At 71.0% G+C, this 24,223-nt stretch carries 22 protein-coding genes and 2 pseudogenes; 12 read left to right on the top strand and 12 right to left on the bottom strand.

Going from position 1 to position 24,223, the window contains the following annotated elements; genetic code table 11:
* Positions 1-8 precede the first annotated feature (8 nt).
* Genes ACRAWB_RS00255 through ACRAWB_RS00240 form a run of 4 tightly spaced genes read right to left on the bottom strand, consistent with a single transcriptional unit; the run spans position 9 to position 5,846 of the window.
* Positions 9-1,019, bottom strand: a complete 1,011-nt coding sequence (locus ACRAWB_RS00255; protein ID WP_431351533.1) for a LacI family DNA-binding transcriptional regulator — start codon at positions 1,017-1,019, stop codon at positions 9-11.
* Positions 1,020-1,062: 43 nt separating this feature from the next.
* A complete protein-coding gene (locus tag ACRAWB_RS00250) occupies positions 1,063-2,451 on the bottom strand; it encodes an APC family permease (protein ID WP_431351532.1) in 1,389 nt (462 codons plus the stop codon).
* Positions 2,452-2,494: 43 nt separating this feature from the next.
* Positions 2,495-4,573, bottom strand: a complete 2,079-nt coding sequence (locus ACRAWB_RS00245; RefSeq protein WP_431351531.1) for an ArnT family glycosyltransferase — start codon at positions 4,571-4,573, stop codon at positions 2,495-2,497.
* Between the two features lie 4 nt (positions 4,574-4,577).
* Entirely contained in the window at positions 4,578-5,846 is a 1,269-nt protein-coding gene (locus tag ACRAWB_RS00240) for a glycosyltransferase (protein ID WP_431351530.1), read from the bottom strand.
* Between the two features lie 156 nt (positions 5,847-6,002).
* On the opposite strand from ACRAWB_RS00240, the gene ACRAWB_RS00235 reads away from it, so the two are divergent.
* The 4 genes from ACRAWB_RS00235 to ACRAWB_RS00220 all read left to right on the top strand — a co-directional run bounded on the left by ACRAWB_RS00235 (position 6,003) and on the right by ACRAWB_RS00220 (position 9,129).
* The gene (locus ACRAWB_RS00235) at positions 6,003-7,589 is read left to right on the top strand and encodes a Na+/H+ antiporter (RefSeq protein ID WP_431351529.1); all 1,587 of its coding nucleotides are present in this window, start codon (positions 6,003-6,005) and stop codon (positions 7,587-7,589) included.
* 67 nt (positions 7,590-7,656) lie between these two features.
* Positions 7,657-7,821, top strand: coding sequence for a hypothetical protein (locus ACRAWB_RS00230; protein ID WP_431351528.1), 165 nt, complete (start codon positions 7,657-7,659; stop codon positions 7,819-7,821).
* 77 nt (positions 7,822-7,898) lie between these two features.
* Positions 7,899-8,105 carry a hypothetical protein gene (locus ACRAWB_RS00225; protein ID WP_431351527.1) on the top strand — a complete coding sequence of 69 codons (207 nt, stop codon included), beginning with the start codon at positions 7,899-7,901 and terminating at the stop codon, positions 8,103-8,105.
* A gap of 88 nt (positions 8,106-8,193) precedes the next feature.
* On the top strand, positions 8,194-9,129 hold the full coding sequence (locus ACRAWB_RS00220) for a helix-turn-helix domain-containing protein (protein WP_431351526.1): 936 nt from the start codon (positions 8,194-8,196) through the stop codon (positions 9,127-9,129).
* A gap of 6 nt (positions 9,130-9,135) precedes the next feature.
* Here the strand turns inward: ACRAWB_RS00220 and ACRAWB_RS00215 are convergent, their stop codons facing one another.
* A complete protein-coding gene (locus ACRAWB_RS00215) occupies positions 9,136-9,405 on the bottom strand; it encodes a hypothetical protein (protein WP_431351525.1) in 270 nt (89 codons plus the stop codon).
* 61 nt (positions 9,406-9,466) lie between these two features.
* Positions 9,467-10,515, bottom strand: a pseudogene (locus ACRAWB_RS00210) (glutamate--cysteine ligase).
* A gap of 283 nt (positions 10,516-10,798) precedes the next feature.
* Between ACRAWB_RS00210 and ACRAWB_RS00205 the strand changes: the two are divergent.
* Both ACRAWB_RS00205 and ACRAWB_RS00200 read left to right on the top strand, forming a co-directional pair.
* Complete coding sequence (locus ACRAWB_RS00205) at positions 10,799-11,059, top strand: hypothetical protein (RefSeq protein ID WP_431351524.1); 261 nt, start codon at positions 10,799-10,801, stop codon at positions 11,057-11,059.
* 39 nt (positions 11,060-11,098) lie between these two features.
* Positions 11,099-11,974 (top strand): hypothetical protein, encoded by an 876-nt coding sequence (locus tag ACRAWB_RS00200; RefSeq protein WP_431351523.1) that lies wholly within the window; start codon positions 11,099-11,101, stop codon positions 11,972-11,974.
* Here the strand turns inward: ACRAWB_RS00200 and ACRAWB_RS00195 are convergent.
* From ACRAWB_RS00195 to ACRAWB_RS00185, 3 genes and pseudogenes are all read right to left on the bottom strand, one after another.
* Positions 11,961-12,380, bottom strand: a complete 420-nt coding sequence (locus ACRAWB_RS00195; RefSeq protein ID WP_431351522.1) for a VOC family protein — start codon at positions 12,378-12,380, stop codon at positions 11,961-11,963. The two genes, ACRAWB_RS00200 and ACRAWB_RS00195, sit on opposite strands and share 14 nt — an antisense overlap.
* Before the next feature lie 20 nt (positions 12,381-12,400).
* Positions 12,401-13,545, bottom strand: a pseudogene (locus ACRAWB_RS00190) (cystathionine gamma-synthase).
* A gap of 19 nt (positions 13,546-13,564) precedes the next feature.
* A complete protein-coding gene (locus tag ACRAWB_RS00185) occupies positions 13,565-14,929 on the bottom strand; it encodes a cystathionine beta-synthase (protein ID WP_431351521.1) in 1,365 nt (454 codons plus the stop codon).
* A gap of 65 nt (positions 14,930-14,994) precedes the next feature.
* Here ACRAWB_RS00185 and ACRAWB_RS00180 point away from each other — a divergent pair, with 65 nt between their 5' ends.
* Positions 14,995-15,666, top strand: coding sequence for a metal-dependent transcriptional regulator (locus tag ACRAWB_RS00180; protein ID WP_431351520.1), 672 nt, complete (start codon positions 14,995-14,997; stop codon positions 15,664-15,666).
* Here ACRAWB_RS00180 and ACRAWB_RS00175 read toward each other — a convergent pair.
* The 3 genes from ACRAWB_RS00175 to ACRAWB_RS00165 all read right to left on the bottom strand — a co-directional run bounded on the left by ACRAWB_RS00175 (position 15,653) and on the right by ACRAWB_RS00165 (position 19,247).
* Entirely contained in the window at positions 15,653-16,897 is a 1,245-nt protein-coding gene (locus ACRAWB_RS00175) for an Nramp family divalent metal transporter (RefSeq protein WP_431351519.1), read from the bottom strand. The two genes, ACRAWB_RS00180 and ACRAWB_RS00175, sit on opposite strands and share 14 nt — an antisense overlap.
* Positions 16,898-17,017: 120 nt before the next feature.
* Positions 17,018-17,317 (bottom strand): nuclear transport factor 2 family protein, encoded by a 300-nt coding sequence (locus ACRAWB_RS00170; protein ID WP_431351518.1) that lies wholly within the window; start codon positions 17,315-17,317, stop codon positions 17,018-17,020.
* A 46-nt stretch (positions 17,318-17,363) separates the two neighbouring features.
* Positions 17,364-19,247: an ABC transporter ATP-binding protein gene (locus tag ACRAWB_RS00165; RefSeq protein WP_431352680.1), complete on the bottom strand. Its 1,884-nt coding sequence runs from the start codon at positions 19,245-19,247 to the stop codon at positions 17,364-17,366.
* Positions 19,248-19,445: 198 nt separating this feature from the next.
* On the opposite strand from ACRAWB_RS00165, the gene ACRAWB_RS00160 reads away from it, so the two are divergent.
* The 5 genes from ACRAWB_RS00160 (at position 19,446) to ACRAWB_RS00140 (ending at position 24,043) form a co-directional block, all read left to right on the top strand.
* Entirely contained in the window at positions 19,446-20,726 is a 1,281-nt protein-coding gene (locus ACRAWB_RS00160) for an ABC transporter substrate-binding protein (RefSeq protein ID WP_431351517.1), read from the top strand.
* A gap of 85 nt (positions 20,727-20,811) precedes the next feature.
* Positions 20,812-21,855, top strand: a complete 1,044-nt coding sequence (locus ACRAWB_RS00155; RefSeq protein WP_431351516.1) for a carbohydrate ABC transporter permease — start codon at positions 20,812-20,814, stop codon at positions 21,853-21,855.
* Entirely contained in the window at positions 21,852-22,769 is a 918-nt protein-coding gene (locus ACRAWB_RS00150) for a carbohydrate ABC transporter permease (RefSeq protein ID WP_431351515.1), read from the top strand. The genes ACRAWB_RS00155 and ACRAWB_RS00150 overlap by 4 nt, the downstream gene beginning before the upstream one ends.
* Before the next feature lie 4 nt (positions 22,770-22,773).
* Entirely contained in the window at positions 22,774-23,013 is a 240-nt protein-coding gene (locus tag ACRAWB_RS00145) for a hypothetical protein (protein WP_431351514.1), read from the top strand.
* A 13-nt stretch (positions 23,014-23,026) separates the two neighbouring features.
* Positions 23,027-24,043 carry a LacI family DNA-binding transcriptional regulator gene (locus ACRAWB_RS00140; RefSeq protein WP_431351513.1) on the top strand — a complete coding sequence of 339 codons (1,017 nt, stop codon included), beginning with the start codon at positions 23,027-23,029 and terminating at the stop codon, positions 24,041-24,043.
* Positions 24,044-24,223 lie beyond the last annotated feature (180 nt).

Raw genomic sequence — 24,223 nt, 5'->3', positions numbered from 1 at the left:
GTGGGAGGTCAGCTGAGCGCGGTCGTGGACGACCGGACGATCAGGTCGGGCAGCAGGCTGACGGCGGTCAGCTCCTCGCCGCCCTCGATCTCGGCCACCAGGCTCTCGACGCTGCGGCGGCCGAGGTCGGTGAAGTCCTGGAACACGGTGGTGAGCGGCGGCCAGAAGTGGGCGGCCTCCGGGATGTCGTCGAAGCCGACCACGCTGAGGTCGTCCGGGAGGCGCCGGCCGCGCTCGTACGCCGCGTGATACACCCCGAGCGCCATCTGGTCGTTCGATGCGAACACGGCGGTGACTCCAGGGTCGCGCAGCACCTCGAGCGCCAGCCGGTACCCCGACTCGGCGGTCCAGTCCCCTTCGGGCACCGGCTCCGGGTCGAGACCGGCGTGCGCGAGCTCCTGGCGGTAGCCGTGGACGCGTGCCTGCGCCTCGAACCACGTGAGCGGTCCCGAGAGGTGCACGATCCGCCGGTGCCCGAGTGACACCAGGTGCCGGGTCGCGGCCCGTGCGCCGGCGACCTGGTCGACGGTGAGCTCGCGCTGCAGCGACGAGGGACCGCCCTGCAAGGTGACGTACGGAACGTCGAGCCGGGCGGACTGCAGCTGCTCGATCACCACCTCCTGCGGGGCGATGACGACGATCCCCTCGACGGACTGGGCGAGCAGGTGGTCGAGGCCCGCCGCGATGGATTCGCCGGTCAGGTCGGGGAGCTGCGCGACGGCCACCGAGTACCCGGCTGCGCGTCCCGCATCCTGGATCGCGTTGATGCTCGACACCGGGCCGTAGAGCGCGGCGGCCGACGTCGACAGCACCCCGATCGTCCGGGATCGGGCCGTGACGAGCGCGCGGGCCGCCCGGTTGGGCCGGTAGTGCAGCTGGAGCATCGCCTCCTGCACGCGCTGCCGGGTGGACTCGCGGATGCTGGGGTGGCCGTTGATCACGCGGGACACCGTCTGGTGCGACACCCCGGCGAGCGCGGCGACGTCGCGCATGCTGGCGGCGCGCTGGTGCTCGGTCACCCGCTCCCCTCGCCTGCCGCGGGTCGGGTCCGCGGTGCCCCTATTATGCGCGATCGGTGCGCGGGAGCGGTTCGGGCGCACCCGCGTCGCGGGAGGCGGAAGGCCGCCGACGCGTCCGCCGGGCGACGAGACCGACCAGGAGCGCCACGACGGCGACGCCCGCGGGGAACACCAGGTGCCAGCCCGCGAGGACGAGGAGGCCGGCGGCGAGCACGCACGAGAGCAGCGCCATCCACCAGCCGAGCGAGCGCGCCGGCAGCAGGCGGAGAGCGGAGGCGACGCCGAGACCGTAGACCGCCGCGGCGATACTCGTGTGCACGAGGATGAACGGCTGCAGGTCGCCGCTCGACAGCACCACGACGGAGTACACCGCCATGACGACGGCCGACAGCAGCAGCCCGCGGCGGGCGACCGCGCCGTTCTCGGCGCCCCGGCCGAACCACGCGGGCAGGTCGCCGTCGCGGCCCATCGCCGCGCCAAGCTTGCTGAACGCCGCCAGGTAGGCGTTGAACACGCCGGTGACCACGATCGCGGCGATGACGGCGACCACGATCGCGCCGCCCGATCCGGTCGACACCTCGACCAGGTCGAGCAGAGGCACAGCACTCGTCGCCGCGTGCGACCCCAGGACGGTGACGGTGACGGTCTGGATGGCCAGGTACGCGACCGACACGATGATCAGCGCCAGGGCGGTCGCTCGGGGGATGTCGCGCCGCGGGTTGCGGAACTCCCCGCCGATGCCCGCAACGGCCTCCCAGCCGGCGAACGCCCAGATGTAGAGGGACATGGCGAGCCCGACGCCCGCCCAGCCGTGCGGCAGCAGCGGCTGCAGGTGCGCGACCTGCCCGTGCGGCGCCGCGGCCGCCAGCACGAACACGAGCACGGCGACCAGCGCACCGGAGAGCACGAGCTGGACGGAGGCGGCGAACCGCACGCCGAAGGCGGTGACGGCGACCGGGATCACCATCAGCCCGACCGCGATGAGGGTCGTCGTCAGCGCGTCGCCACCGATGACCGCGACCACGTACCGCGCGGTCATGAGCGCGGCGATAGGGGCGCCGATCGGCGTGCCGAAGAAGAACCAGTAGCCGATGATCCTGGCCGCATCCGGGCCGAAGGCGCGACGCGCGAAGGTGGCGACCCCGCCGGCGTCCGGGTGGCGACGCGCCAGGGCGGCGAACGTGGCCGCGAGCGGGACCGAGATCAGAGCCAGCGCCGCGACCGCGAGGATCGCTCCCGGGCCGGCCACCGCCGCAGCGAGCGCCGGGAGCACGAGGATGCCGGTGCCGAGCACCGCCGCGATGTAGAGCGCCGTTCCGCCCGCCACACCCAGCCGGCCATGCGACGCGTCGGGCACCCGCGGGTCGGGCACACGCGGGTCGGGACGCTCCGGACCGCGGGCGCGCGTGGTCGAGGGCCCGCGTTCCGTCATGTCCCCATGATGGCGCGGACCCCCGACAACGGGCGAACCGGCGTTACGACGTCAGGTCGTAGACGGTCACCCCGTCCACCGTCCGCGCGGTGAAGTTCTCCGACACCCACGACGCGATCTCGCTCGAAGCGCTGCTCCCGCCGTTCGAACGCCCGCCGACACCGCCGGCGATGAAATAGTGGATGCGTCCCTCGGCCACGTACGCCTGGAACTGCGCCAGGGTGGGCGATGGGTCGGAGCCGTTGAAGCCGCCGATCGGCATGACCGCCTGCTGCGTCGCCAGCTGGTAGCCGGCCGCAGAGTTGGACCCGACGGCCGCGGCCACCCAGGTGTACTGGGAGGCGTTCGCCTTCAGGAGCGCGGCCAGCTTCGAGCCGACGGTGCCGGAACCCAGGAGGGAGCCCATCCCGCCACCGGTCCCGCCGGGGGCGGTACCGGTGCCACCGGTCGTCCCGCCTGGCGTCGTCCCGGTCCCGCCCGGCACGGTCGCACCGGGTGGCGTCCCGCCCCCGAACCCGCCCGGCGCGCCTCCGGGCTGCCCGGCGCCGCCGCCTCCCGGCACCCCGCCGAACGCGCGCCCGCCGCCCGGGCCGCCCATCCCGCCGGCGACCGTCGGCCCCGCGGTCACGATCGACCCGGTGTGCGCCGTGGTCACGGTCTCGATCGTGTACGCGAGCGGAGCGAGCAGTCCGGCGACCAGCGTCACCGCGATCGTCGCCGCGGCGAGCACGCGCCGCGGCGGCAGGACCAGCAGCACGGCGCTCGCGAGCGACGCGACCAGCACGACGACCTTGATCCAGGGAAGCCAGTCCGACGCCCGGTCGAGCAGCACCCTGGCCCAGACGCCGGTGCCCAGAACGACGACAGCCGACAGGATGCGCACCCACAGCCGCCCTCGCGCCTGCCAAGCGGCGGACGCCCCGATCGCGACCGTCCCGGCCAGCGCCGGCGCCAGTGCGACCGTGTAGTACGCGTGGAAGATGCCGGCCATGAAGCTGAAGGCGAGCGCGGTCACGACCAGCCAGCCGCCGAAGATCAGCAGGGTCGCACGTCGCGCATCCGTCCGCACCATCCGCCGGCCGAGCACCAGCGCGAGCACCAGCAGCACCAGGGCCGCGGGCAGCAACCACGCGATCTGGCCGCCGATCTCGTTCTCGAACAGGCGCAGGATGCCGGTCTCGCCCCACATCCCGCCGCCCGCGTTGCCCGCTCCGCCGGTCACCGACCCGGTCTCGGCGCCCGTGATCCGGCCGAGCCCGTTGTAGCCGAAGGTGAGCTCGAGGAAGCTGTTCGTCTGCGATCCCCCGATGTACGGGCGCCATGACGCCGGCACCAGCTCGACGATCGCGACCCACCATCCGGCGGAGACGACGACGGCGCCGAGCGCGGCGAAGAGGTGCCCGAACCGCTTGCGCCACGACACCGGCGCCGCCGCCAGATAGACCCCGGCGAGAACCGGGAGGATGAGGAACGCCTGCAGCTGCTTGGTGAGGAATCCGAATCCGACGGCCACACCTGCCCAGATCACCCACCGGATCCGTCCGCTCTCGATCCCGCGCAGCGTGAGGTACGCCGACAGGGTGAGGAGCAGGACGAGCAGCGCGTCCGGGTTGTTGAAGCGGAACATCAGCGCGGCCACCGGCGTGATCGCGAGCACCCCGCCCGCGAGCAGCGCCGTCTGTGCCGAGAACCGGCGGCGGACGATCGCGTAGACCAGGCCGACCGTCGCGACGCCCATCAGCGCCTCCGGCACGAGGATGCTCCATGAGCTCAGGCCGAACAGCCGCACCGAGAGCGCCATGATCCACAGGCTCGCGGGCGGCTTGTCGACGGTGATCGAGTTGGCCGCGTCGCTGGAGCCGTAGAAGAACGCCTCCCAATTGACGCTGCCCGCCTGCACGGCGGCCGAATAGAAGGAGTTGGCCCAGCCGCTGGCCGCGAGGTCCCAGAGGTACAGCAGCGCGGTGATGGCGAGCAGGCCGAGCAGGGCCGGGCGTTCCCAGGCGGCCGCGTCGGCGCGCCCGCGGAGGAGCCAGCGTGCGGCACGGGTGATGCGGCCGGGAGGGGCCGCGGCGTGCGGCGTCGCGACGGAGGCGGTCGGGGGGTTCGTGGTGGTGGTCATGGCTTCACTCGCTTTCAGCGGAGACGGGGACGGAGGGGGAGGAGACAGGGATCGGGGTGGACGGTGCTGCGGGTCGTGGCCGCGGCGGCCGGAACACCCAGAGCCGCAGCAGCACGAAACGCAGGAGGGTCGCCACGAGGTTCGCGACGGTCAGCACGACGAGCTGCAGCTGCGGGGACGCGTTCGGCGCCGCCGCGTGCAGCAGCGCGAGGGATCCGCTGGTGAGGCCCCACGCGATCCCGAACACGATGAGCCCCTGGAACTGGTGCTTCACCATCCCGGGGCCGTTCACCCCGAAGGTGAAGCGGCGGTTGGCCCAGGTGTTAGCGATGGCGGTGAGCAGCAGCGCCGCGAAATTGGCGGCCTGCGCGGTGAGGACCGACTGCAGGAGCAGGTAGAGCACCGCGTAGGCGGCGGTCGACAGCACGCCGACCACCCCGAAGCGGAGCACCTGCCCGAAGAAGCCCGGTGGCGACGCAGGTGCGAACGGCCGTCTCCCGAGCTCCGCGTAGAGGGCTTCGACCGGGATGCGCCCGCGCGCCAGGTTGGTGCCGACGCGCAGCATCCCCTTCAGGTCGTCGCGTGCCGTTCGCACCACGTCGACCGAGCTGTGCGGATCGTCCACCCAGTCCACCGGGATCTCATGGATGCGCAGCCCGGCGCGCTCGGCGAGGATGAGCAGTTCGGTGTCGAAGAACCAGCCGTCGTCCTCGACGAGCGGCACGAGCCGCTGCGCGACGTCCCGGCGGATCGCCTTGAAGCCGCACTGGGCGTCGCTGAAGCCGACGGACATCGTCCGCCGCAGCAGCAGGTTGTAACTGCGCGAGATGAACTCGCGCTTGCCTCCGCGGATCACGCGCGCACTCCTCCCGAGCCGGGTGCCGATCGCGAGGTCGGAGTGGCCGGAGAGCAGCGGCGCCACCAGCGGGGAAAGCGCGGCCAGATCGGTGGACAGATCCTCGTCGAGGTAGACGAGCACCTGAGCGGGCGACGCGAGCCACACCTGCTTGAGCGCGCGTCCCCGTCCCTTGAGCGGGAGGTGGACGGCGACCACGCCCGGGAGCGTCGCGGCGAGCGCGTCGGCCAGTTCGGGCGTCGCGTCGGTGCTGGCGTTGTCGGCGATGGTGATGCGCCAGCTCCACCCGATCGAACGGGTCAGGTAATCGTGGAGGCGCTGGATGGAGGACTCGAGCGTCGCCTGCTCGTTGAAGACGGGCACGACGACATCGAGCGCCAGGGCGGGCAGTGCATGGGTTGAGGTTTCGAGCGTCATGCCGACACCCTCGCGTCGTTACATTCCTGTGACCTTTCGTCGCCCTATGACCGGTTCATGGGTCTCCTGCAGAGTTCCTATGGGCGGCACACTCCCAGCCCGCCCCGCTTCCGCCCGGCCCCGACTCGCGGGAACATGTGCGGCGGAGGAGGCTGCGTGCTCGGACTGGAACTGCTCGTCGTGATCGGCGTGATCACGCTCGTGAGCAAGGTGCTCTCGCGCCGGATCGGGGTCGCCCAACCGCTTCTGCTGGTCGCCTTCGGCGTGCTCATCGGTCTCGTGCCGCTGTTCCGCGACATCGGGCTCGCCCCGGAGGTCGTGCTGTTCCTCTTCCTCCCGGCCATCCTGTACTGGGAGAGCCTGACCACCTCGCTCCGCGAGATCCGGTCGAACCTGCGCAGCATCGCCCTGATGAGCACCCTGCTCGTCGTGGCGACGGCGGCCGCCGTCGCGGTGCTCGCGCACTCCATGGGTCTCGGCTGGGGACCCGCCTGGGTGCTGGGCGCGGCCGTCGCCCCGACGGACGCGACGGCGATGACCTCGTTCACTCACTCGCTCCCGCGGCGCAACGTCACCATCCTGCGCGCGGAGAGCCTGGTCAACGACGGCACCGCCCTCGTCCTCTGGTCGCTCGCCGTCGGCTTCACCGTCGGGGACGCCGACGTCAGCTTCGGCGCGGTGACCGTCACCTTCCTCTTCGCCTACCTCGCCGCGGCGGCCATCGGCGCGCTCGTCGCGTGGCTCGCCATCCTCACCCGGCGGCGCCTCCAGGACGCCATCACGCAGAACATCGCGATGCTGCTCACCCCGTTCATCGCGTACCTGCTGGCGGAGCTGGTGCATGCCTCCGGCGTGCTCGCGGTGGTCGTCGCGGGCCTCATCATCAGCCAGGCGGGACCGCGCGTCGGCGTCGCGGAGGGACGCCGCCAGTCCGACGCGTTCTGGTCGTTCTCGACGTTCCTGCTCAACGCGAGCCTGTTCGTCCTGGTCGGGATCGAGCTGCCGCGCTCGGTGGGCGAGCTGGCCACGCGCGACCTCGGGATGGGGCTGGTCGCCATCGTCGCGGTCACCGTGGTCATCGTCGGGGTGCGGATCGTCTTCCAGTTCGCGAGCGCGTACCTCATCCGTGCAATCGACCGACGGCCGCAGCAGAGGGCGCGGCGGCTGAGCAACCGCTGGCGCATCGTCAGCGGGCTGTCCGGGTTCCGCGGCGCCGTCTCCCTCGCCGCCGCACTCGCCGTGCCTGCGACCATCGGCTCGGGCACGCCCTTCCCCCACCGAGACTTCATCGTCTTCGTGACCACGGGCGTCATCATCGTGACGCTGGTCGTGCAGGGCCTCGCCCTCCCGGCGGTCGTCCGCTGGGCGCAGCTGCCCGAGGACGAGTCCGTCGGGCACGAACTGCGTCTCGCGGAGACGAACGCGACCCGCGCGGCCCTCGATGAGCTGCCGCAGCTGGTCCGCCGGCTCGGCGTCGACCAGGAGATCGCGGAGCGCATCCAGAACGAGTTCGAGGAGCACCTGGAACTCCTGGAGGCGGAGGACGAGTCGCGCGACGGCGAGGAGGCGATCGAGCGCAGCCGCCAGGACACCGACCTGCGCCTGGCCCTCCTGCACTGCAAACGCGAGGAGGTCGTCCGCCTGCGCGACGAGGGCGAGATCGACGACATCGTGCTGCGCGACGTGCAGCGTCGGCTCGACGTCGAGGAGGTGCGGCTGACCGGCCGCGAGCCGGGCGAATGACGGCCTTCTGCTCCCGCCGATGCCCGTCTACCATCGCGCTCAGAACATCCAGGAAGGGGTGCGCACCATGACCGACGCCAAGGAGAACTGGCCGGAGACGCCCTCGGGCGAGCCGATCGATGTGGACGCCATCGCGGAGGGCACCGAGGACGAGGGGCCGTACGACGCCGACGGCGTCTTCGAACCGGAGCACGACGAGTTCGACCCGCTGGAGGACGACAGCGGTAACTGACCCGCACCTCTTGTCCCCCGGTCCTGTACCCCGCTAGGGTCTGTCGTAGACAGGCCGCACAAGGGGAGGGGTGCAGCGTGACCACATTCGACACACCGATCGGGAACGTTCCGAAACCGGGTCAGGACGTCCATCTCGTCCGCTGGATCCGCTCGGCGGACGGCTGGACGAGCGAGACCGTGCTCTGCACCTACGTGGCGTGCACGCCCGAGTCGTGGATCGTCGACTCGCGCGGCCAGCGGATGGCTCTCGCGCGCGAGGAATGGTCCCAGTTCGCGTTCTGAGCGCGGAAGGGGCATAGACTCCGGACCAGAGCGTCCCGGTTGTCCGTGAGACTGCGCCGTCCGTGAGAATGCGCTCGGCGAGGATCCCATGCCCGGCACGTTCCTGTCCCGCGACGCCGCATCCGATCCGGACGCGGCCGAGGAGCTGTTGCGCCGGGGCTACGGGGACGTCTCCTTCGGCTCCGATGCGCGCGAGAGCGGCCTGAGCTATGCGGAGGAGCTGCGCGGCGACGAACGGATGCTGCTCGGGCGGCACCGCTTCGGCGGCGAGCTCTCGCTGTCGTTCGATCTGCCGTTCATCGCCGTCGGACTCGCCCGGGGCGCCTACCGCTGGCGCGTCGGAGACGAGGAGGGCGACCTCGCCGCAGCCCCCGCGCTGTTCCAGCCCGAGACCGGGGCCCAGGGACGGATGGACCGCGCCGACGTCACGGTCGTGGCCTTCGACGTGCGCAGCCTCACCCGAACCGCCCGCGCGACCTTCGGCGAGGACCGGCTCGCGCCGACGTTCCTCTCCGCAACGCCCGTCTCCGTGCAGGCCGCGGAGCACTGGCGTGCCGTGCACGACCTCGCCTGGCGACAGGTGAAGACCGGCGCCTTCGACCACCCGCTGCAGCGCGCCTCCCTCTACCGTCAACTGGCGGTCGCGACGCTCGAGACGTTCCCGCTCGCCGGGGACCACGAGACACGTCGGACCACCGTCGCCGCTCGCGCCCGCGCCTTCAAGCGCGCCATCGCCTACATCGACGAGCACGCATCCCTGCCGATCACCGCCGACGACATCGCCCTGGCCGCGGGGACGACGACGCCGGAGCTCGCACGCGCGTTCGACATGCACCTCCCGTACACGCCGCTGCAGTACCTCGCGAGCGTCCGCCTGACCGCGGCGCACCGCGACCTCCAGGACGGCATTCCCGAGCCGGTCGCCGTCGTGGCGGCGCGCTGGGGCTTCCCGGACGAGGAGACGTTCATCCGGCTCTACGTCACACGGTTCGGCAGCATGCCGGTGTCGCGCACCGTCGGCTGACCCGCTTCAGAGCCCGGCCCGCCCGGCCAGGATCTCGACGGCCACGCGCCAGTCCCGCGCCGGGATCCCCTCGCCGGCCTCCTCCTCTCCGGGGAGGCGCGCCACGAACCCGGGCCAGAGCTCACCGGTGCTGTGCACCTCCTCGATCAGGCCCAGGTACTCGCCGCCGTAGTAGACCTCCCACGCGGCGGTCGCGGTCGGGCTGTACATCAGGGTGAGCGGCAGCGAGCCGTAGGTGTAGACGGCGTGCTGGTGGGCGAGGTCCCTCTCCGTCATGACCGCAGACTATGCGCGATCCCGCGCACACGGAAGGGACAGCGACGCCCTGTTGCGCGCCTCACGCGACGTCCAGGTCGTCGTCCTCCGCTTGCTCGTGCGTGGCCGTGACGGCGAGCCCGACGACGTCGCGGATTCGGCCCCTGCGGCCGAACGCGGCACGCTGCCGGCCCGCCCCTCCCCCGGTCGCGTGGATGCGGGCGACACCGCGCCGGACGACGGCCAGGTCGCCGTTCGCCTCCAGCGCATCGGCGGTGTGGGCGAGGAGCGCTTCCACCGCATCCACCGCCGACGCCTCCCGCCAGGTGACGGGATGCGGCAGCGAGCCGGTCACGCCGGTCAGCGCCGCCTGCCATTCGGCGAGCCGCAGAGCCGCCGACGGCACCGCCGCCGGCGGGATACCCGCGCGCCACTCGGCGACCGCGGTGTCGACCAGCGCGCGGACGATGGCCGCGATCACGGCCGCGTCCCGCGCGTCCAGGCAGACATCCGCGACCCGCACCTCGACGGTCGGATGCTTGCGCGAGACCCGCGCATCCAGGTAGAGCATCCCCGTGTCGAGGATGACGCCCGTGTCGACCAGGAACCGCTCGAAGCGGTCGTACGCCTCGACGGACCCGAAGACGTCCGTCGGGCCGGCGCTCTGCCACTGGTGCCAGGCGACGAAGCGGTAGCTGGCGTGGCCGGTGTCCGCGCCACCGAAGAACGGCGAGTTGGCGCTGAGCGCCAGCAGGGTCGGCAGCCAGGTGCGGATCCGGTCGAGCACCGCGACGCCCTCCTCGCGGGACTCGATGCCGACGTGCACGTGGAAGCCGCACACCAGCGTGCCCCGCGCGGTCAGCCCGTAGCGCTCGATCATGGTCGCGTAGCGGGGTCCTCGGTGACGTGGGGACGCAGCCGCATCGGCGACATCGCCACGGCCACCGCGCGCGCGCCGTGGCGCTGCGCGAGGCCGTCGGCGAGCTCTCGGCCCGCGACGATGTCGAGCAGCAGCTCGCTGGTGAGCAGCTGCGGGCGGGTCTGCGTCTCGATCATCTCCTGCTGGATCTCCGCGCTGACCGAGGGCCCGTCGATGACCGCGGGGGCCTCGGCGAGCAGCATCGGCGCCACTGGAGAGGCCACCCCGCGCGCGTCGACCAGAAGGAGCTCTTCCTCCACCCCGAAAGTCCTCACCCTCCCACTATCGGTGCCGGGCTGCGCACGGACAATACCCTTCTCCCTGTGAGGATGCCGTGCCCGGATCGGTCGAGCCGCGCACGCATTCTGCGGCCTCAACGCCCGAGACGCAGGATCACCTCGTATACCATTTGGTCAGCGCGGGATATTCCTCTATAACTGATCCGGCGATGCAACAAAACCGCGTCGCCGCTCGCAACGACCACGAGGAGCCGCCATGTGGGACACCGCCGTCAGGATCCCGTTCGACGCCTCCCTGCTCACCGACCGCAGCGACGCGTCCGGCCGTGATCGCCTCCGCACCCTGATCGCGAGCGTGCCAGGCATCTCGGTCGACGAACTTCACGCCCTCGGCCTTCCGGGACTCTTCGCCGACCTGCGGGCGCTCCACCGCGACGGCTCGATCGCGGCGAGCGCCGAGCCGCCGCGCTTCTTCGAGCGCGCCACCCGCGTGTACCCGGCGGCGCTCCCAAGCTGACCCGTGCCGGCGCCCGGTAGGCGCCCCTAGACTCGCGCCATGGCCGCCCCGGATCCGACGGACGACGAGTTCGCGACCCTCTGGGACGCCGCGCTCAGCGGCGATCACGCCGGGTTGGAGCAGCGGCTCGTCGCCGGCAGCAGGCTGCCCGGTCCGCGTGCGAACCTGGAGCTGGCGCACCGGTTCGCGGACCGTGTCGGCGCCACCCCTCCGGAGCAGCGGGTCGCGGCGAGCGCCGCGCTGGCGGCGTGGCTCGCCCTTCCCGCAGGGGAGCCGGACCCGCGCGCCGAATACCTCGCCGCCGTGGCCGCCCTCGCCGCGGGCGCCCTGCTCGCGGCTGCGCCCGATCGGAACGCGGACGCCCTGCTCACCTCGGCGGCGCGGGATGCGCGCTGGCGGGTGCGGGAACTCGCCGCGACGGGCCTGCAGCGTGTGCTCGCCGCGGACTGGCCCCGCGGCCTCGCGCAGGCGCGCGCCTGGCTCTCCGACGGATTCGTGACGAATGGTCGCGATTCGCGCCGAATCGCGACCATTCGTGACGAATCGCGGGCTGGCCGCGACCCGTTGCTCGCGCGGGCAGCGGCGGCGGCCGTCGCCGAACCCCCGCTGCTGCGGGACCCCGCACATGCGGCCGATGCCTGTCGGATCGTGGCCGAGGCGGTGGACGTGCTGCTCGCCGTCCCGGCGCCCCACCGCCGCGACCCCGACGTGCGCGTCCTCCGCAAGGCCCTCGGCTACGCCGTCAGCGTCGTCGCCGCGGCCGACCCGGACGACGGCGTCCCGCTCCTGGAGCGCCTGGCGACCTCCGCCGATCCCGACGCGCGCTGGGTCGCCCGCGAGAACCTGACCAAGGTCAGGCTCGCACCGCTCGCCGACCGCCTGGCCGCCGCGCGCGACGCACTCACCCGATCGTGAGCGTGCCGTCCTCGGCGAGCGTCCACCCCGGGTTGTACGCGACCTCCCAGACATGGCCGTCGGGGTCCGCGAAGTACCCGGAATAGCCGCCCCAGAACACGCGCTCGGCCGGCTTCAGGATGCGCGCGCCGGCCGCGGCGGCCTGCGCGAGCACCGCATCCACGTCCCCCTCGCTGCGCTGGTTGCAGGCGAGCGTGATGCCGCTGAACGTGCCGTCGATGGGCAGGCGTGGGTCCTCGGCCAGGTCGTCGCGGCCGAACAGGGCGAAGGCCATGCCGGGCAGCTGGTAGAACACGACGCCCTCGGGCGCGTCCGCCGGCCGCCAGCCGAGCCCGTCCTCGTAGAAGGCGCGGGAACGGGCGAGGTCGGCGACGCCGAGCGTGAGGAGGCTGATGCGCTGGTCCATGCGCCCGAGGCTAGCCCCGACTACCGACCGAGCGCCTGCTCCACATCCGCGAGCAGGTCGTCCACATCCTCGATGCCGACCGACAGGCGGACGATGTTGTCGGGCACCTCGAGCGCCGTGCCGCGGACCGACGCGTGCGTCATCTCCGACGGGTAGCCGATCAGCGACTCGACGCCGCCCAGCGACTCCGCGAGCTGAAACACGCGCGTCGACTCCGCGAACCGGCGAGCCGCAGGGGCTCCCCGCTGAGCGCCACCGAGAGCATCCCGCCGAAGCCGCTCATTTGACGCTTCGCCAGCTCGTGGCCGGGGTGGCCTGGCAGGCCCGGGTAGTAGACCGCCTCGACGCCCGCGTGGCCGACCAGCGCCTCCGCGATCGCCTGCGCGTTGGAGCTGTGCTGACGGACGCGCACGGCCAGCGTCTTGATGCCGCGCGTGGTGAGCCACGCGTCCATCGGGCCGGAGACCGCACCGGCCGCGAACTGGATGAACTGCGTCTTCTCCGCGAGATCGTCGTCCGCGAAGACCAGTGCGCCGCCGACCACGTCGGAGTGGCCGCCGAGGTACTTGGTGGTCGAGTGCACCACCACGTCCGCGCCGAACGACAGCGGCTGCTGCAGCGCCGGGGAGGCGAACGTGTTGTCCACGACGACGACCGCCCCGACCGCGTGGCCGAGCTCGACCAGGGCCGCGATGTCGCTGATCTTCATCAGCGGGTTGCTCGGGGTCTCGATCCACAGCATCCGCGTGCCGTCGGTGCCGAGCGCCGTGCGCACCGCATCCAGGTCGGTGAGGTCGACGGTGGTGTTGCGGATGCCCCACGCGCTGTGGATGCGGTCGATCAGGCGATGCGTGCCGCCGTACGCGTCGTTGCCGAGCACGATGTGGTCGCCGGGGCGCAGGGCGGCGCGGATCAGGGCGTCCTCGGCGGCGAGACCGGACGCGAAGGACAGCGCCCGGACGCCGCCTTCGAGCGACGCGAGCAGCGTCTCGAGCGACGTGCGGGTGGGGTTGCCGCCGCGGCTGTACTCGTAGCCGTTGCGGAGCCCGCCGATGCCGTCCTGGACGAACGTCGACGTCTGGTAGATGGGCGGGATGATGGCGCCGGTGGTCGGGTCGAACTCCTGACCCTCGTGGATGGCGCGCGTGGCGAAGCCGTCAGTCATGTCTCGTATCTCTCGTGGTTCAGTCGCTGAAGTAGTTGAGGAGGTCCTGGCGCGTGAGCACCGCGACCGGCTTGCCGCCGTCGGTCACCAGCAGGGCGCTCGACTGCGCGAGGGCGGCGCGGGCGGCGGTGACGGACTCGTTGACGCCGATCAGCGGCAGCGGCTCGCCGAGGTGCGTGCCCACCGAATCACTCATCTCGGCATGCCCGCTGAACACCGCATCCACCAGCGACCGCTCGTCGAGCGCGCCGGCGACCTCGCCCATCACCACGGGCGGCTCGGCCGTGAGGACGACGAGCTGCGAGACGCCGTAGGTGTTCATGGTCTGGATGGCGTCGCGCACCGTCTCGGACGGGTGCGTGTGCACGAGGTCGGGCAGGTCGCCCCGCTTCGTCTTGACGATGTCGTGCACCGTGGACTCGTCGGGCACCTCGCTGAAGCCGTAGGACTGCATCCACCGGTCGTTGAAGATCTTCGCCAGGTAGCCGCGGCCGCCGTCGGGGAGGATCACGACGACCACGTCGTCCGGGCCGAGGCTCTTGGCCGCCTCGAGAGCGGCCACGACAGCCATGCCGCTGGAGCCGCCGACGAGCATGCCCTCCTCGCGGGCGAGCCGACGGGTCATGCGGAACGCCTCGGCGTCGGTGACGGCGATCACCTCGTCGACGACGGACGGGTCGTAGGCGCCCGGCCAGAAGTCCTCGCCCACGCCCTCGACGAGGTAGGGACGGCCGGTGCCGCCTGAGTAGACGGACCCCTCCGGGTCGGCGCCGATGATGCGGACGCCGCCTTCGGAGACCTCCTTGAGGTAGCGTCCGGTGCCCGTGATGGTGCCGCCGGTGCCGACGCCCGCGACCAGGTGCGTGACGCGCCCGTCGGTGTCGCGCCAGATCTCCGGACCGGTGGTCTCGTAGTGGCTGCGCGGCCCGTTCGGGTTGAAGTACTGGTTGGGCTTGAACGCGCCCGGGATCTCGGCGGCCAGGCGGTCGGAGACGGAGTAATAGGAGTCGGGATGGTCCGGCGGCACCGACGTCGGCGTCACCACCACCTCCGCACCGTAGGCGGTGAGGACGTTGATCTTGTCCTCGCCGACCTTGTCGGGGCAGACGAACACGCACCGGTAGCCGCGCTGCTGCGCGACGAGGGCGAGTCCGACGCCGGTGTTGCCGCTCGTCGGCTCCACGATGGTCCCGCCGGGCTTCAGGAGCCCGTCCTTCTCCGCAGCGTCGATGATGCGGGAGGCGATGCGGTCCTTCGACGAACCTCCGGGGTTCAGGTACTCGAGTTTGACGAGCACCGTCGCCGCGATCCCGTCGGTCAGCCTGTTGAGCTTCACGAGCGGGGTGTCGCCGACCAAGTCTGTAATGGTCTCTGCGTACTTCACCCGACCAACCTTAACAGCGGGCCGCGTGCGGGACGAGCGTGTGACGGCCGCCCTATCATCGGTGCATGCCCGTGTCCGACCTGTCGTCCGTCGCCCAGGACTACCTGAAGATCATCTGGTCCGCGACGGAATGGTCGGACGAACCGGTCACGGTGAAGCAGCTGTCGGAGCGGATGGGCGTCCGCGCGGCGACGGTGTCGGACGGCATCCGCCGCCTGAGCGAGCAGGGCCTGGTGGCGCACGAACGCTACGGCGGCGTGGAGCTGACGGACGCGGGCCGCCGCCACGCGGTCGCGATGGTCCGCCGCCACCGCCTGATCGAGACCTTCCTGGTCGAGGAGCTGGGCTACGGCTGGGACGAGGTGCACGACGAGGCGGAGGTGCTGGAGCACGCGGTCTCCGACGGCCTGATCGACCGCCTGGACCGCCGCCTCGGCTACCCCGACCGCGACCCGCACGGCGACCCCATCCCCACGGCGGACGGGACGCCCCGGCGCCCGGACGCGGTGCCGCTGCTGTCGGCGCCGGTAGGGGCGGCGGTCGCGGTGGTGCGCATCTCGGACGCCGACCCGGCGGTGTTGCGGCAGCTGGCGGAGCTGAAGGTCGGGCTGGACACGGTGCTCACGGTGGAGGCGGCCCGGGACGGAGACGAGGTGCCGGTACGTGTGGGCGACGCGACCGTCCTGCTCGGCGCGGCAGCCGCTGCGGCGCTGTGGGTCGCGGCTACCCCCGCGTAACCGTCAACACCACCAGCACCAGGTTCAGCACCACCACCGCCCCCGCGACCGCGCCCCCGAGCACGCGCACCCACACCCGGTCCACCGCGTCCCCCATGATCGCTCGCGACCCGGTCAGCCGCAGCAGCGGGATCATCGCGAACGGGATGCCCAGGCTCAGGAACACCTGTGACAGCACCAGTGCCCAGGTCGGGTCCACCCCGACGGCCAGGATGACGACGGCGGGGACCAGCGTCACCACCCGCCGTGCAAGCAGCGGCACGCGCACCTTCAGCAGCCCGCCCATGATCGTCGCGCCCGCGTAGCTGCCGACCGACGCCGACGCGAGGCCGGACGCGAGGAGGCCGATCGCGAAGACGACCCCGATCGCCGGCCCCAGCGCCGAGGAGATCGCGGCGTGCGCGCCCTGGATGGTATCCGTCCCGGCCACCCCGCGAAGCGACGACGCCGCCACCAGCAGCATCGCGATGTTGACCGCGCCCGCGACGATCAAGGCAAACACCACATCCAGCCGCGTCGCCTTGAGCAGCGTCCGGATGCGGCCCGCGTCCCCGGACGCGCCGTGCCGGTCCCGCGCGAGCGCGGAGTGGAGGTAGATGGCGTGCGGCATGACCGTGGCCCCGAGCATGCTCGCCGCCAGCAGCACCGTCTCGGCGCCGTCGAAGCGCGGCACCAGGCCGGCGGCCGCCGCACCCCAGTCGACCGGGCTGACGAACAAACCGGCGAGGAAGCCGACCGCGATCACGGCCAGCAGGCCGACGATGACCGCCTCGAAGGGCCGCTGCCCGCGACGGGACTGGATGGACAGGATGCCGAGCGCCACCACGCCGACGATGAGGCCGCCGAGCGGCAGCGGCAGGCCGAACAGCAGGTTCAGCGCGATCGCGCCGCCGATCACCTCGGCGATGTCGGTCGCGGCGGCGACGAGCTCCGCCTGCACCCAGTACGCGCGGCGGCCGACGGTCCCGAGCCGCGCACCCAGGAGCTCGGGGATGCTGCGGCCGGTCACGATGCCGAGCTTCGCCGACTGGTACTGCACGAACACCGCGATCGCGTTCGCGGCGACGAGCACCCAGACCAGCAGGTATCCGTAGCGCGCGCCGGCGGTCAGGTTCGCGGCGACGTTGCCTGGATCGACGTACGCGATCGCGGCGACGAAGGCCGGGCCGAGCAGAAGGAGCAGACGCGCAGGAGCGGCGCGGGACGGCCGCTCGGCGACGTCGACGGTCATCCCGGCTCCTTCCGCGAAAGTTAGCCCAGTCTAACTCTGCGGCGGAACCGGCGGAAGGAGGGTGTCAGCCCTCCGCGAGCAGGGTCAGGAGCGAGACGATGCGACCGTCGCGGACCTCGATCACGTCCACCCCCGCGCGACCGGCGCACCCGCGGGTCCGAAGGTCCAGGCCAGTGCGCCGGAGGTCGCGCCCACGTAGACCGGACCGACCTCGGCGAAGGCGAACTCGGCCGGCGCCCCGTCGAGGAGGCCGGCGGCCTTCGCCTCCAGAGCGTTCCAGCCGCGCACCTCCTCCTCGGGGTCGGTGAACACGACGTCTTCGGCGTAGGTGCGCTCGATCGCCTCACGGCGGGACGCGGCATCGCGGTTGCCGAAGACGTCGTGCAGGTTGGCGGAGAGCAGTTCGGTGATCGTCGGCACGGGCCGTCCTCTCGTCGTGATGGAGCGGGGTGGTGCTGTCCGGGCGCTACTCCTCGAGCAGCGCGCCCTCGGTCTGCTCGCGGTACAACCGCGAGTACACGCCGCCGAGCTCGAGCAGTTCGCGGTGCGTGCCCTGCTCCACGACATGACCGTGGTCGATGACGAAGATCACATCGGCCGACACGATCGTCGACAGCCGGTGCGCGATCGCGATCGTGGTGCGGCCGCTGGATGCGGTGTCCAGCGCCTGCTGCACCACCCGCTCCGAGATGGTGTCGAGCGCGCTCGTGGCCTCATCCAGGATGAGCACTTCCGGGTCCTTCAGCAGCACGCGCGCGATGGCGATCCTCTGCTTCTCCCCGCCGGAGAGCCGATAGCCGCGCTCGCCCACCACGGTGTCGTAGCCGTCGGGGAACCCCACGATCGTCTCGTGGATGTTCGCCCGCCGGGCCGCATCCTCGATCTCCTCCTGCGAGGCGCCGGGGCGGGCGTAGCGGAGGTTGTCCGCGATGGTGGCGTGGAACAGGTACGTCTCCTGGCTCACCACGCCGATGTGCGAGACGAGCGATTCCTGCTGGAGGTCGCGCACGTCGGTGTCGCCGAAGCAGACGCGGCCGCTGGTCGCGTCGTAGAAGCGCGGGATCAGGTACGAGACGGTCGTCTTGCCGGCGCCGCTCGGGCCGACGAACGCGGCGAACTCCCCTGGCTGGATGACGAACGACACGTCGTCGAGGGTGTTGCGCTCGCCCTCGCGGGAATCCGGGTAGCGGAAGACGACGTGGTCGAACTCGATCCGCCCGAGGTCGCGTGCGGGGTCGACGGGTGCCGCATCCGGCCGGTCGGCGATCGCGGGCTTGAGGTCCAGGTACTCGAAGATGCGGGCGAACAGCGCGCCGGACGTCTGCAGGTCGAGCGCGACCCGCATCAGCGCGAGCAGCGGGAAGAGCAACCGCGCCTGCACCGTGGTGAAGGCGACGATCGTTCCGGCCGTGATGTCCGCCGACCCTCCCGCGATCAGCCACCCCGAGACGAGGTAGACGATCGCGGGGATCGACGACAGGAAGATATTCACCATCGCGAAGAACCACTGACCGCTCATCGCCTGCGACACCTGCAGCCGGATCTGGTTGCGGTTCTCGTCCGCGTAACGCTCCTCCTCCGTCTGCTGACGGTTGAAGCTCTTCGACAGCAGGATGCCGGACACGCTCAGCGTCTCCTGGGTGATCGCCGTCATGTCCGACAGCGACTCCTGCGTCTTGGTCGCGATCCGGGCGCGCACCTGGCCGACGCGCCGCTGCGCTATGACCAGGATGGGCATCAGCACCACCGCGACGATGGTCAGCTGCCAGTTCAGCAGCAGCATCGCGACCAGCGCCGCGATGACGGTGACGGTGTTGCCCAGGATGCTCGACATCGTGTTGGTCAGGACGTTGGCGACCCCGCCGACGTCGTCCTGCAGCCGCGACTGGATGATGCCGGTCTTGGTGTGGGTGAAGAAGCTGAGCTCCATCGATTGCAGATGGGAGAACAGCCGCACCCGCAGAGCGCCCATCACCTTGTTGCCGACCGACGACGTCAGGTACGTCTGCCACACGCCGAGCAAGGCGGACACGACGTAGACGACGAGCATGAGCACGACGATCTCGACCAGCACCGGGATGTTGGGCTGGCCGGACTTCGGGAACAGCCCCTCATCGAACGCGCGCTCGGTCAGCAGCGGCGGAATGACCGTCAGCGCCGCTCCCGCGAGCACCAGCACCATGGTCAGGATGATGGCCATGCGGTGAGAGGCGAACAGCTCGACGATGCGGCGGAACAGGTGCGGGATCTTGGGCGCCTCCGCGTTCAGCGCGCGCTGCGCATCCGCGTCCCCGCCGCTGACCCGCCTGCGGCCGCCACCGCCGCCGCCCCCCGCGGCAATCTGGCCCATCACGCTCATGGGATCAGCGTAACGTCGGGACGGCCGTCGGCCCGGCTCTTACGCCGAGGGCGTAGGGAGGCCCGAGCCCTCCGTGACGGAACCGTGATGCAAGCGCTTGACGTAAACGCTTGCATGACCAGCGAACGGCGGGGTACGCTCTGGGCCGGGCGCACCCGCGCTCGCACCAAGAGCTCAACGAGGAGTGAAATGAAAGCAGCACGTCTCTCCGTGATCGCCGGTGTGGCCCTGGTGGGTCTCACACTGGCCGGATGCACCGGTGGCGGTTCGGGAAGCGGGGGCGGCGACGCCAACTCCGGCACTGACAGCAAGGGCCCGATCACCTACGTGCAGGGCAAGGACAACTCGAACGTCGTCCGCCCGCTGATCGAGAAGTGGAACAAGGCCCACCCGGACGAGAAGGTCACCTTCAAGGAGCAGACCGACCAGGCCGACCAGCAGCACGACGACCTCGTGCAGCACTTCCAGGCCAAGGACTCCAACTACGACGTCGTCGATGTCGACGTGGTGTGGACCGGCGAGTTCGCCGCGAAGGGCTGGCTCCAGCCGCTGACCGGCAAGTTCAAGATGGACAACTCGGCCCTGCTGGAGCCGACGGTCAAGTCGGGCACCTACAACGGCACGCAGTACGCGGCGCCGCAGACCTCGGACGGCGGCATCCTGTACTACCGCAAGGACCTGGTCCCCACCCCGCCGAAGACGTGGGATGAGATGCTGAAGGACTGCGACATCGCCAAGGCGAAGGGCATCGGCTGCTACGCCGGCCAGTTCGCCCAGTACGAGGGCCTGACCGTGAACGTCGCCGAGGCGATCAACACCAACGGCGGCACCATCGTCGGCGAGGACGGCAAGAAGGTCACGGTCAACAGCCCCGAGGCCAAGGCCGGTCTGACCCGCCTGGTGGACGGCTTCAAGAACGGGCAGATCCCGGCTGAGGCCATCACCTACCAGGAGGAGCAGGGCCGCCAGGCGTTCGAGGCCGGCAAGCTGATGTTCCTGCGCAACTGGCCGTACGTGTACAACCTGGCCAAGACCGACGGCTCGTCGACCGTGAAGGACACCTTCGGGATCGCGCCGCTGCCGGGCGTCGAGTCGGGCAAGCCGGGCGTCTCCAGCCTGGGCGGTCACAACGCGGCGATCAGCGTGTACTCCAAGCACAAGGCCACCGCGTTCGAGTTCCTGAAGTTCCTGCAGAGCGAGGAGACGCAGAAGTTCTTCGTGACGCAGGGCTCGCTGGCCCCGGTCGTGTCGTCGCTGTACGACGACGCGGCGCTGAACAGCCAGCTGCCGTACCTGTCCACCCTGAAGACGTCGATCGAGAACGCGGTCCCGCGTCCCGTGTCGCCGTTCTACCCGGCCATCACCAAGGCCGTCCAGGACAACGCGTACGCAGCACTGAAGGGCGACAAGACGGTCGACCAGGCTCTGAAGGACATGGAGTCGGCCATCCAGACCGCCAGCGCCGGTTGATCCCGGCCTGAATCGGTCGCCGGGCGGCGGGAACTCTCCCGCCGCCCGGCTCCACACCCACTAGAGACTCCCTCCGGAGGCACACATGTCAACGTCGAACGTCGTCGCCCCCTCATCGACTCAGACCGGCACCGGCGGCAAGAAGCCCGTCCGCGCCGGCGTCAAGCACAACCGCCGCCAGCAGAGCCGCTGGGCCCTTTACCTGATCCTTCCGACGCTGGTCCTCCTGGCCATCGTCATCGGCTACCCGGTCGTCCAGGCGATCGTCATGTCCTTCCAGAAGGACGCCGGCCTCGACCCGGCGACGGGCCTGTTCGTGCAGGGCGGCTTCGCGGGCTTCGAGAACTACGCCCACTGGCTGTTCCAGCAGTGCGCCGGCCCGAACGGGACCACCATCTCCTGCCCGCCCGGCAACCTCGGCTCCGCCTTCTGGAGCTCGGTCTTCGTCACCTTCTTCTTCACGGTGACCACGGTGATCTTCGAGACCCTGCTCGGCCTCTGGTTCGCGCTCATCATGAACCGCGCCTTCCGTGGCCGCGGCTTCGTCCGCGCGGCGATCCTCATTCCGTGGGCCATCCCGACCGCCGTCACCGCGAAGCTGTGGTTCTTCATCTTCTCGGTCGCCGGTGTCGCCAACGCCCTGATCGGCGCCCGCATCCTGTGGACCTCCGACGAGTGGGCCTCCCGCTGGGCGGTCATCATCGCCGACACCTGGAAGACCACGCCGTTCATGGCGCTGCTCATCCTGGCCGGTCTCCAGCTCATCCCGGAGGACGTCTACGAGGCGGCGAAGATGGACGGCGCGAGCACCTGGCAGCGCTTCTGGCGCGTCACCATGCCGCTGCTCAAGCCGGCCCTGATGGTCGCCATCCTGTTCCGCGTGCTCGACGCGCTCCGCATCTACGACCTGCCGCAGATCCTCACCGGCGGCGGCGGCGGTACCGGCCATGCGACGACCACGCTGTCGATCCTGGTGGTCGACCAGATCAGGCAAGGCTTCAACAGCGCAGCGGCCCTGTCGACCATCACGTTCATCATCATCTTCCTGATCGCGTTCATCTTCGTGCGGATATTGGGCACGAACGTCGTCCGAACGCAGGAGGACCAGCAGAAGGGAGCGAAGGGATGACCGCCGTCGCCGGGCCCGCAGCGGCCACGACCGAGGCGAACAGCCTCCCCCGCACCACGACGAAGCGGCGCACCGCGGTGCGACGTCGTCGCAACCAGAGCGCCCGCACCGGGATCCAGGCGATCGTCATCGTCCTGTGGTGCCTGCTGCCGTTCTACTGGATGGTCGTCACGTCGTTCCGCGACGTCGGCTACACGTTCGACAACACCCCGTGGTTCACCCACTTCACCTGGGACAACTACGCGACCGCCCTGTCCACGCAGCTCGGCAACAACCTGCCGGGAGCGCTGCTGAACTCGCTGTTCATCGGCATCTGCGTGACGGTCATCTCCCTCGTCGTCGGCATCTTCGCGTCGTACGCGCTCGCCCGCCTGGACTTCAAGTTCAAGGGCGTCGTGCTCGGCGTGATCCTGGCGGCGTCGATGTTCCCGGGCGTCGCGCTCATCACCCCGCTGTTCCAGCTGTTCACGAACATCGGGTGGATGGGCACCTACCAGGCGCTGATCATCCCGGAGATCTCGTTCGCGCTCCCGCTGACGGTGTACACGCTGACGTCGTTCTTCCGCGAGATGCCGTGGGACCTCGAGGAGGCGGCCCGCATCGACGGCTGCACGCAGTCGCAGGCGTTCCGCAAGGTGATCCTGCCGCTGGCGGCCCCGGCCGTGTTCACGACCGCGATCCTGGCGTTCATCTCGTCCTGGAACGAGTTCCTGATCTCCAGCCAGCTGTCGAGCGACCGGACGCAGCCCGTCACCGTGGCCATCGCCTCCTTCACGGGAACGCAGCCGCACCAGGAGCCCTACACCGCCATCATGGCGGCGGGCACCATCGTGGTCGTGCCGCTGATCATCCTGGTGCTGATCTTCCAGCGCCGCATCGTCGCGGGTCTGACGGCCGGCGGCGTGAAGGGCTGATCCCATGCGCTGGAACGACTCGCGCGAGACGGTCGACGTCGGACTCGGCTTCGTCGGGTTCTTCGGGGTCGTCTTCCTCGGGATCACCATCTGGTGCGAGCTGACCGGTCAGCCCGCGCTGGGCTGGGCGATCACCCTGCTGGTGCTCGTGCTCGCCTTCGTCGGCCTCCTGCAGCTGCGCCGCCGCATCATCGCGCGGCGGCAGGAGGCCGAGGAGCGGCAGCGCGCGCACCAGCACTCCTGATCGGATGTCCACGATGGCGGGGATCGAGGAGGTCGCGCGCGCGACCGGCGTCTCGACGGCCACCGTCTCGCGGGCGCTGCGCGGGCTCCCGAACGTGTCGGACAAGACGCGGGCGGCCGTGCGGCGCGCCGCGGACGAGCTCGGCTACGTCGCGTCGTCGAGCGCGTCCGGGCTCGCGAGCGGACGCACACTGGCCATGGGCGTCGTCGTACCGTCGGTGAGCCGCTGGTTCTACACGCAGGTGCTGGAAGGCGTGGATGCCGAGCTACGCTCGGCGAGCTACGACATGATCCTGTTCAACCTCGGCGGTCACCGCGGCGACCGGGAGCGGGTGTTCCACCGCAGCATCCTGCGCAAGCGGACGGACGCGCTGCTCGCGCTCTGCCTCGACTTCACCACGGAGGAGCGGGAGCAGCTGGCGACGCTCGGGCACCCCACGATCGTCGTCGGCGGCCCGGTGAAGGGCCTGCGCAGCGTCGGCATCGACGAGCCGTCGACCGCCTACACGGCGACGTCGCACCTCATCTCGCTCGGCCACACCGCCATCGCCCACCTGGGCGGCGAGGACGAGGAGGGCCTGAACAGCCAGGTGCCGATCGGTCGGCTGCACGGATTCCGCAACGCGATGCAGGACGCCGGCCTGCCGGTGCGGCCGGAGTGGATCATCCCGGGCGGGTTCACCCTGCCGGAGAGCCGTGCGGCCATGAACAGCCTGCTCGATCGTCCCGGTCCGCGGCCGACTGCGGTTTTCGCCGGCTCGGACGAGATGGCGTTCGGCGCCATCCTCGCCGCCGGCGACCACGGCCTGCGGGTGCCGGAGGACCTGTCGGTCATCGGCATCGACGACCACGACTACGCGGCCGGTTTCGGGCTCACCACCATGGCGCAGGACCCGTTCGAACAGGGCGCGACAGCCGCGCGCATCCTGCTCGACGAGCTCGCGGGCGCCGAGCCGCGGACCGCCTCGATCCGCTCCCCCGTGAGCCTCGTCGTGCGGTCGTCCACGGCTCCGCCCGCCGCGCGCGGATGAGCGGAATCGCCGCTCTGGCCGGAAACGCTCCCACGGTCTGAGACAATGGATGCGCGATCATCCGGCAGAGCGCGCCTTTCGGGTAGGCACGGTGTGCTGATGGGGTCGCCCGTCGGGCTTTCGGGGCCCACATGACGGGAAGAGCCGCTCTGCTTCGTACAGGGCGGCTCTTCGAACAAG

The organism is Leifsonia poae (assembly GCF_050632865.1).
Taxonomy (GTDB): domain Bacteria; phylum Actinomycetota; class Actinomycetes; order Actinomycetales; family Microbacteriaceae; genus Leifsonia; species Leifsonia poae_B.
Note: the sequence above shows the minus strand (reverse complement) of the source record. Positions and strands in the feature narration are given on the sequence as shown.

Coding starts and splice junctions, on each gene's coding strand:
- ACRAWB_RS00195 (WP_431351522.1), bottom strand. CDS start 12,380: ATGGACCAGCGCATCAGCCTCCTCACGCTCGGCGTCGCCGACCTCGCC.
- ACRAWB_RS00220 (WP_431351526.1), top strand. CDS start 8,194: ATGCCCGGCACGTTCCTGTCCCGCGACGCCGCATCCGATCCGGACGCG.
- ACRAWB_RS00215 (WP_431351525.1), bottom strand. CDS start 9,405: ATGACGGAGAGGGACCTCGCCCACCAGCACGCCGTCTACACCTACGGC.
- ACRAWB_RS00175 (WP_431351519.1), bottom strand. CDS start 16,897: ATGACCGTCGACGTCGCCGAGCGGCCGTCCCGCGCCGCTCCTGCGCGT.
- ACRAWB_RS00160 (WP_431351517.1), top strand. CDS start 19,446: ATGAAAGCAGCACGTCTCTCCGTGATCGCCGGTGTGGCCCTGGTGGGT.
- ACRAWB_RS00200 (WP_431351523.1), top strand. CDS start 11,099: ATGGCCGCCCCGGATCCGACGGACGACGAGTTCGCGACCCTCTGGGAC.
- ACRAWB_RS00205 (WP_431351524.1), top strand. CDS start 10,799: ATGTGGGACACCGCCGTCAGGATCCCGTTCGACGCCTCCCTGCTCACC.
- ACRAWB_RS00155 (WP_431351516.1), top strand. CDS start 20,812: ATGTCAACGTCGAACGTCGTCGCCCCCTCATCGACTCAGACCGGCACC.
- ACRAWB_RS00150 (WP_431351515.1), top strand. CDS start 21,852: ATGACCGCCGTCGCCGGGCCCGCAGCGGCCACGACCGAGGCGAACAGC.
- ACRAWB_RS00165 (WP_431352680.1), bottom strand. CDS start 19,247: ATGGGCCAGATTGCCGCGGGGGGCGGCGGCGGTGGCGGCCGCAGGCGG.
- ACRAWB_RS00250 (WP_431351532.1), bottom strand. CDS start 2,451: ATGACGGAACGCGGGCCCTCGACCACGCGCGCCCGCGGTCCGGAGCGT.
- ACRAWB_RS00240 (WP_431351530.1), bottom strand. CDS start 5,846: ATGACGCTCGAAACCTCAACCCATGCACTGCCCGCCCTGGCGCTCGAT.
- ACRAWB_RS00145 (WP_431351514.1), top strand. CDS start 22,774: ATGCGCTGGAACGACTCGCGCGAGACGGTCGACGTCGGACTCGGCTTC.
- ACRAWB_RS00245 (WP_431351531.1), bottom strand. CDS start 4,573: ATGACCACCACCACGAACCCCCCGACCGCCTCCGTCGCGACGCCGCAC.
- ACRAWB_RS00140 (WP_431351513.1), top strand. CDS start 23,027: ATGGCGGGGATCGAGGAGGTCGCGCGCGCGACCGGCGTCTCGACGGCC.
- ACRAWB_RS00180 (WP_431351520.1), top strand. CDS start 14,995: ATGCCCGTGTCCGACCTGTCGTCCGTCGCCCAGGACTACCTGAAGATC.
- ACRAWB_RS00230 (WP_431351528.1), top strand. CDS start 7,657: ATGACCGACGCCAAGGAGAACTGGCCGGAGACGCCCTCGGGCGAGCCG.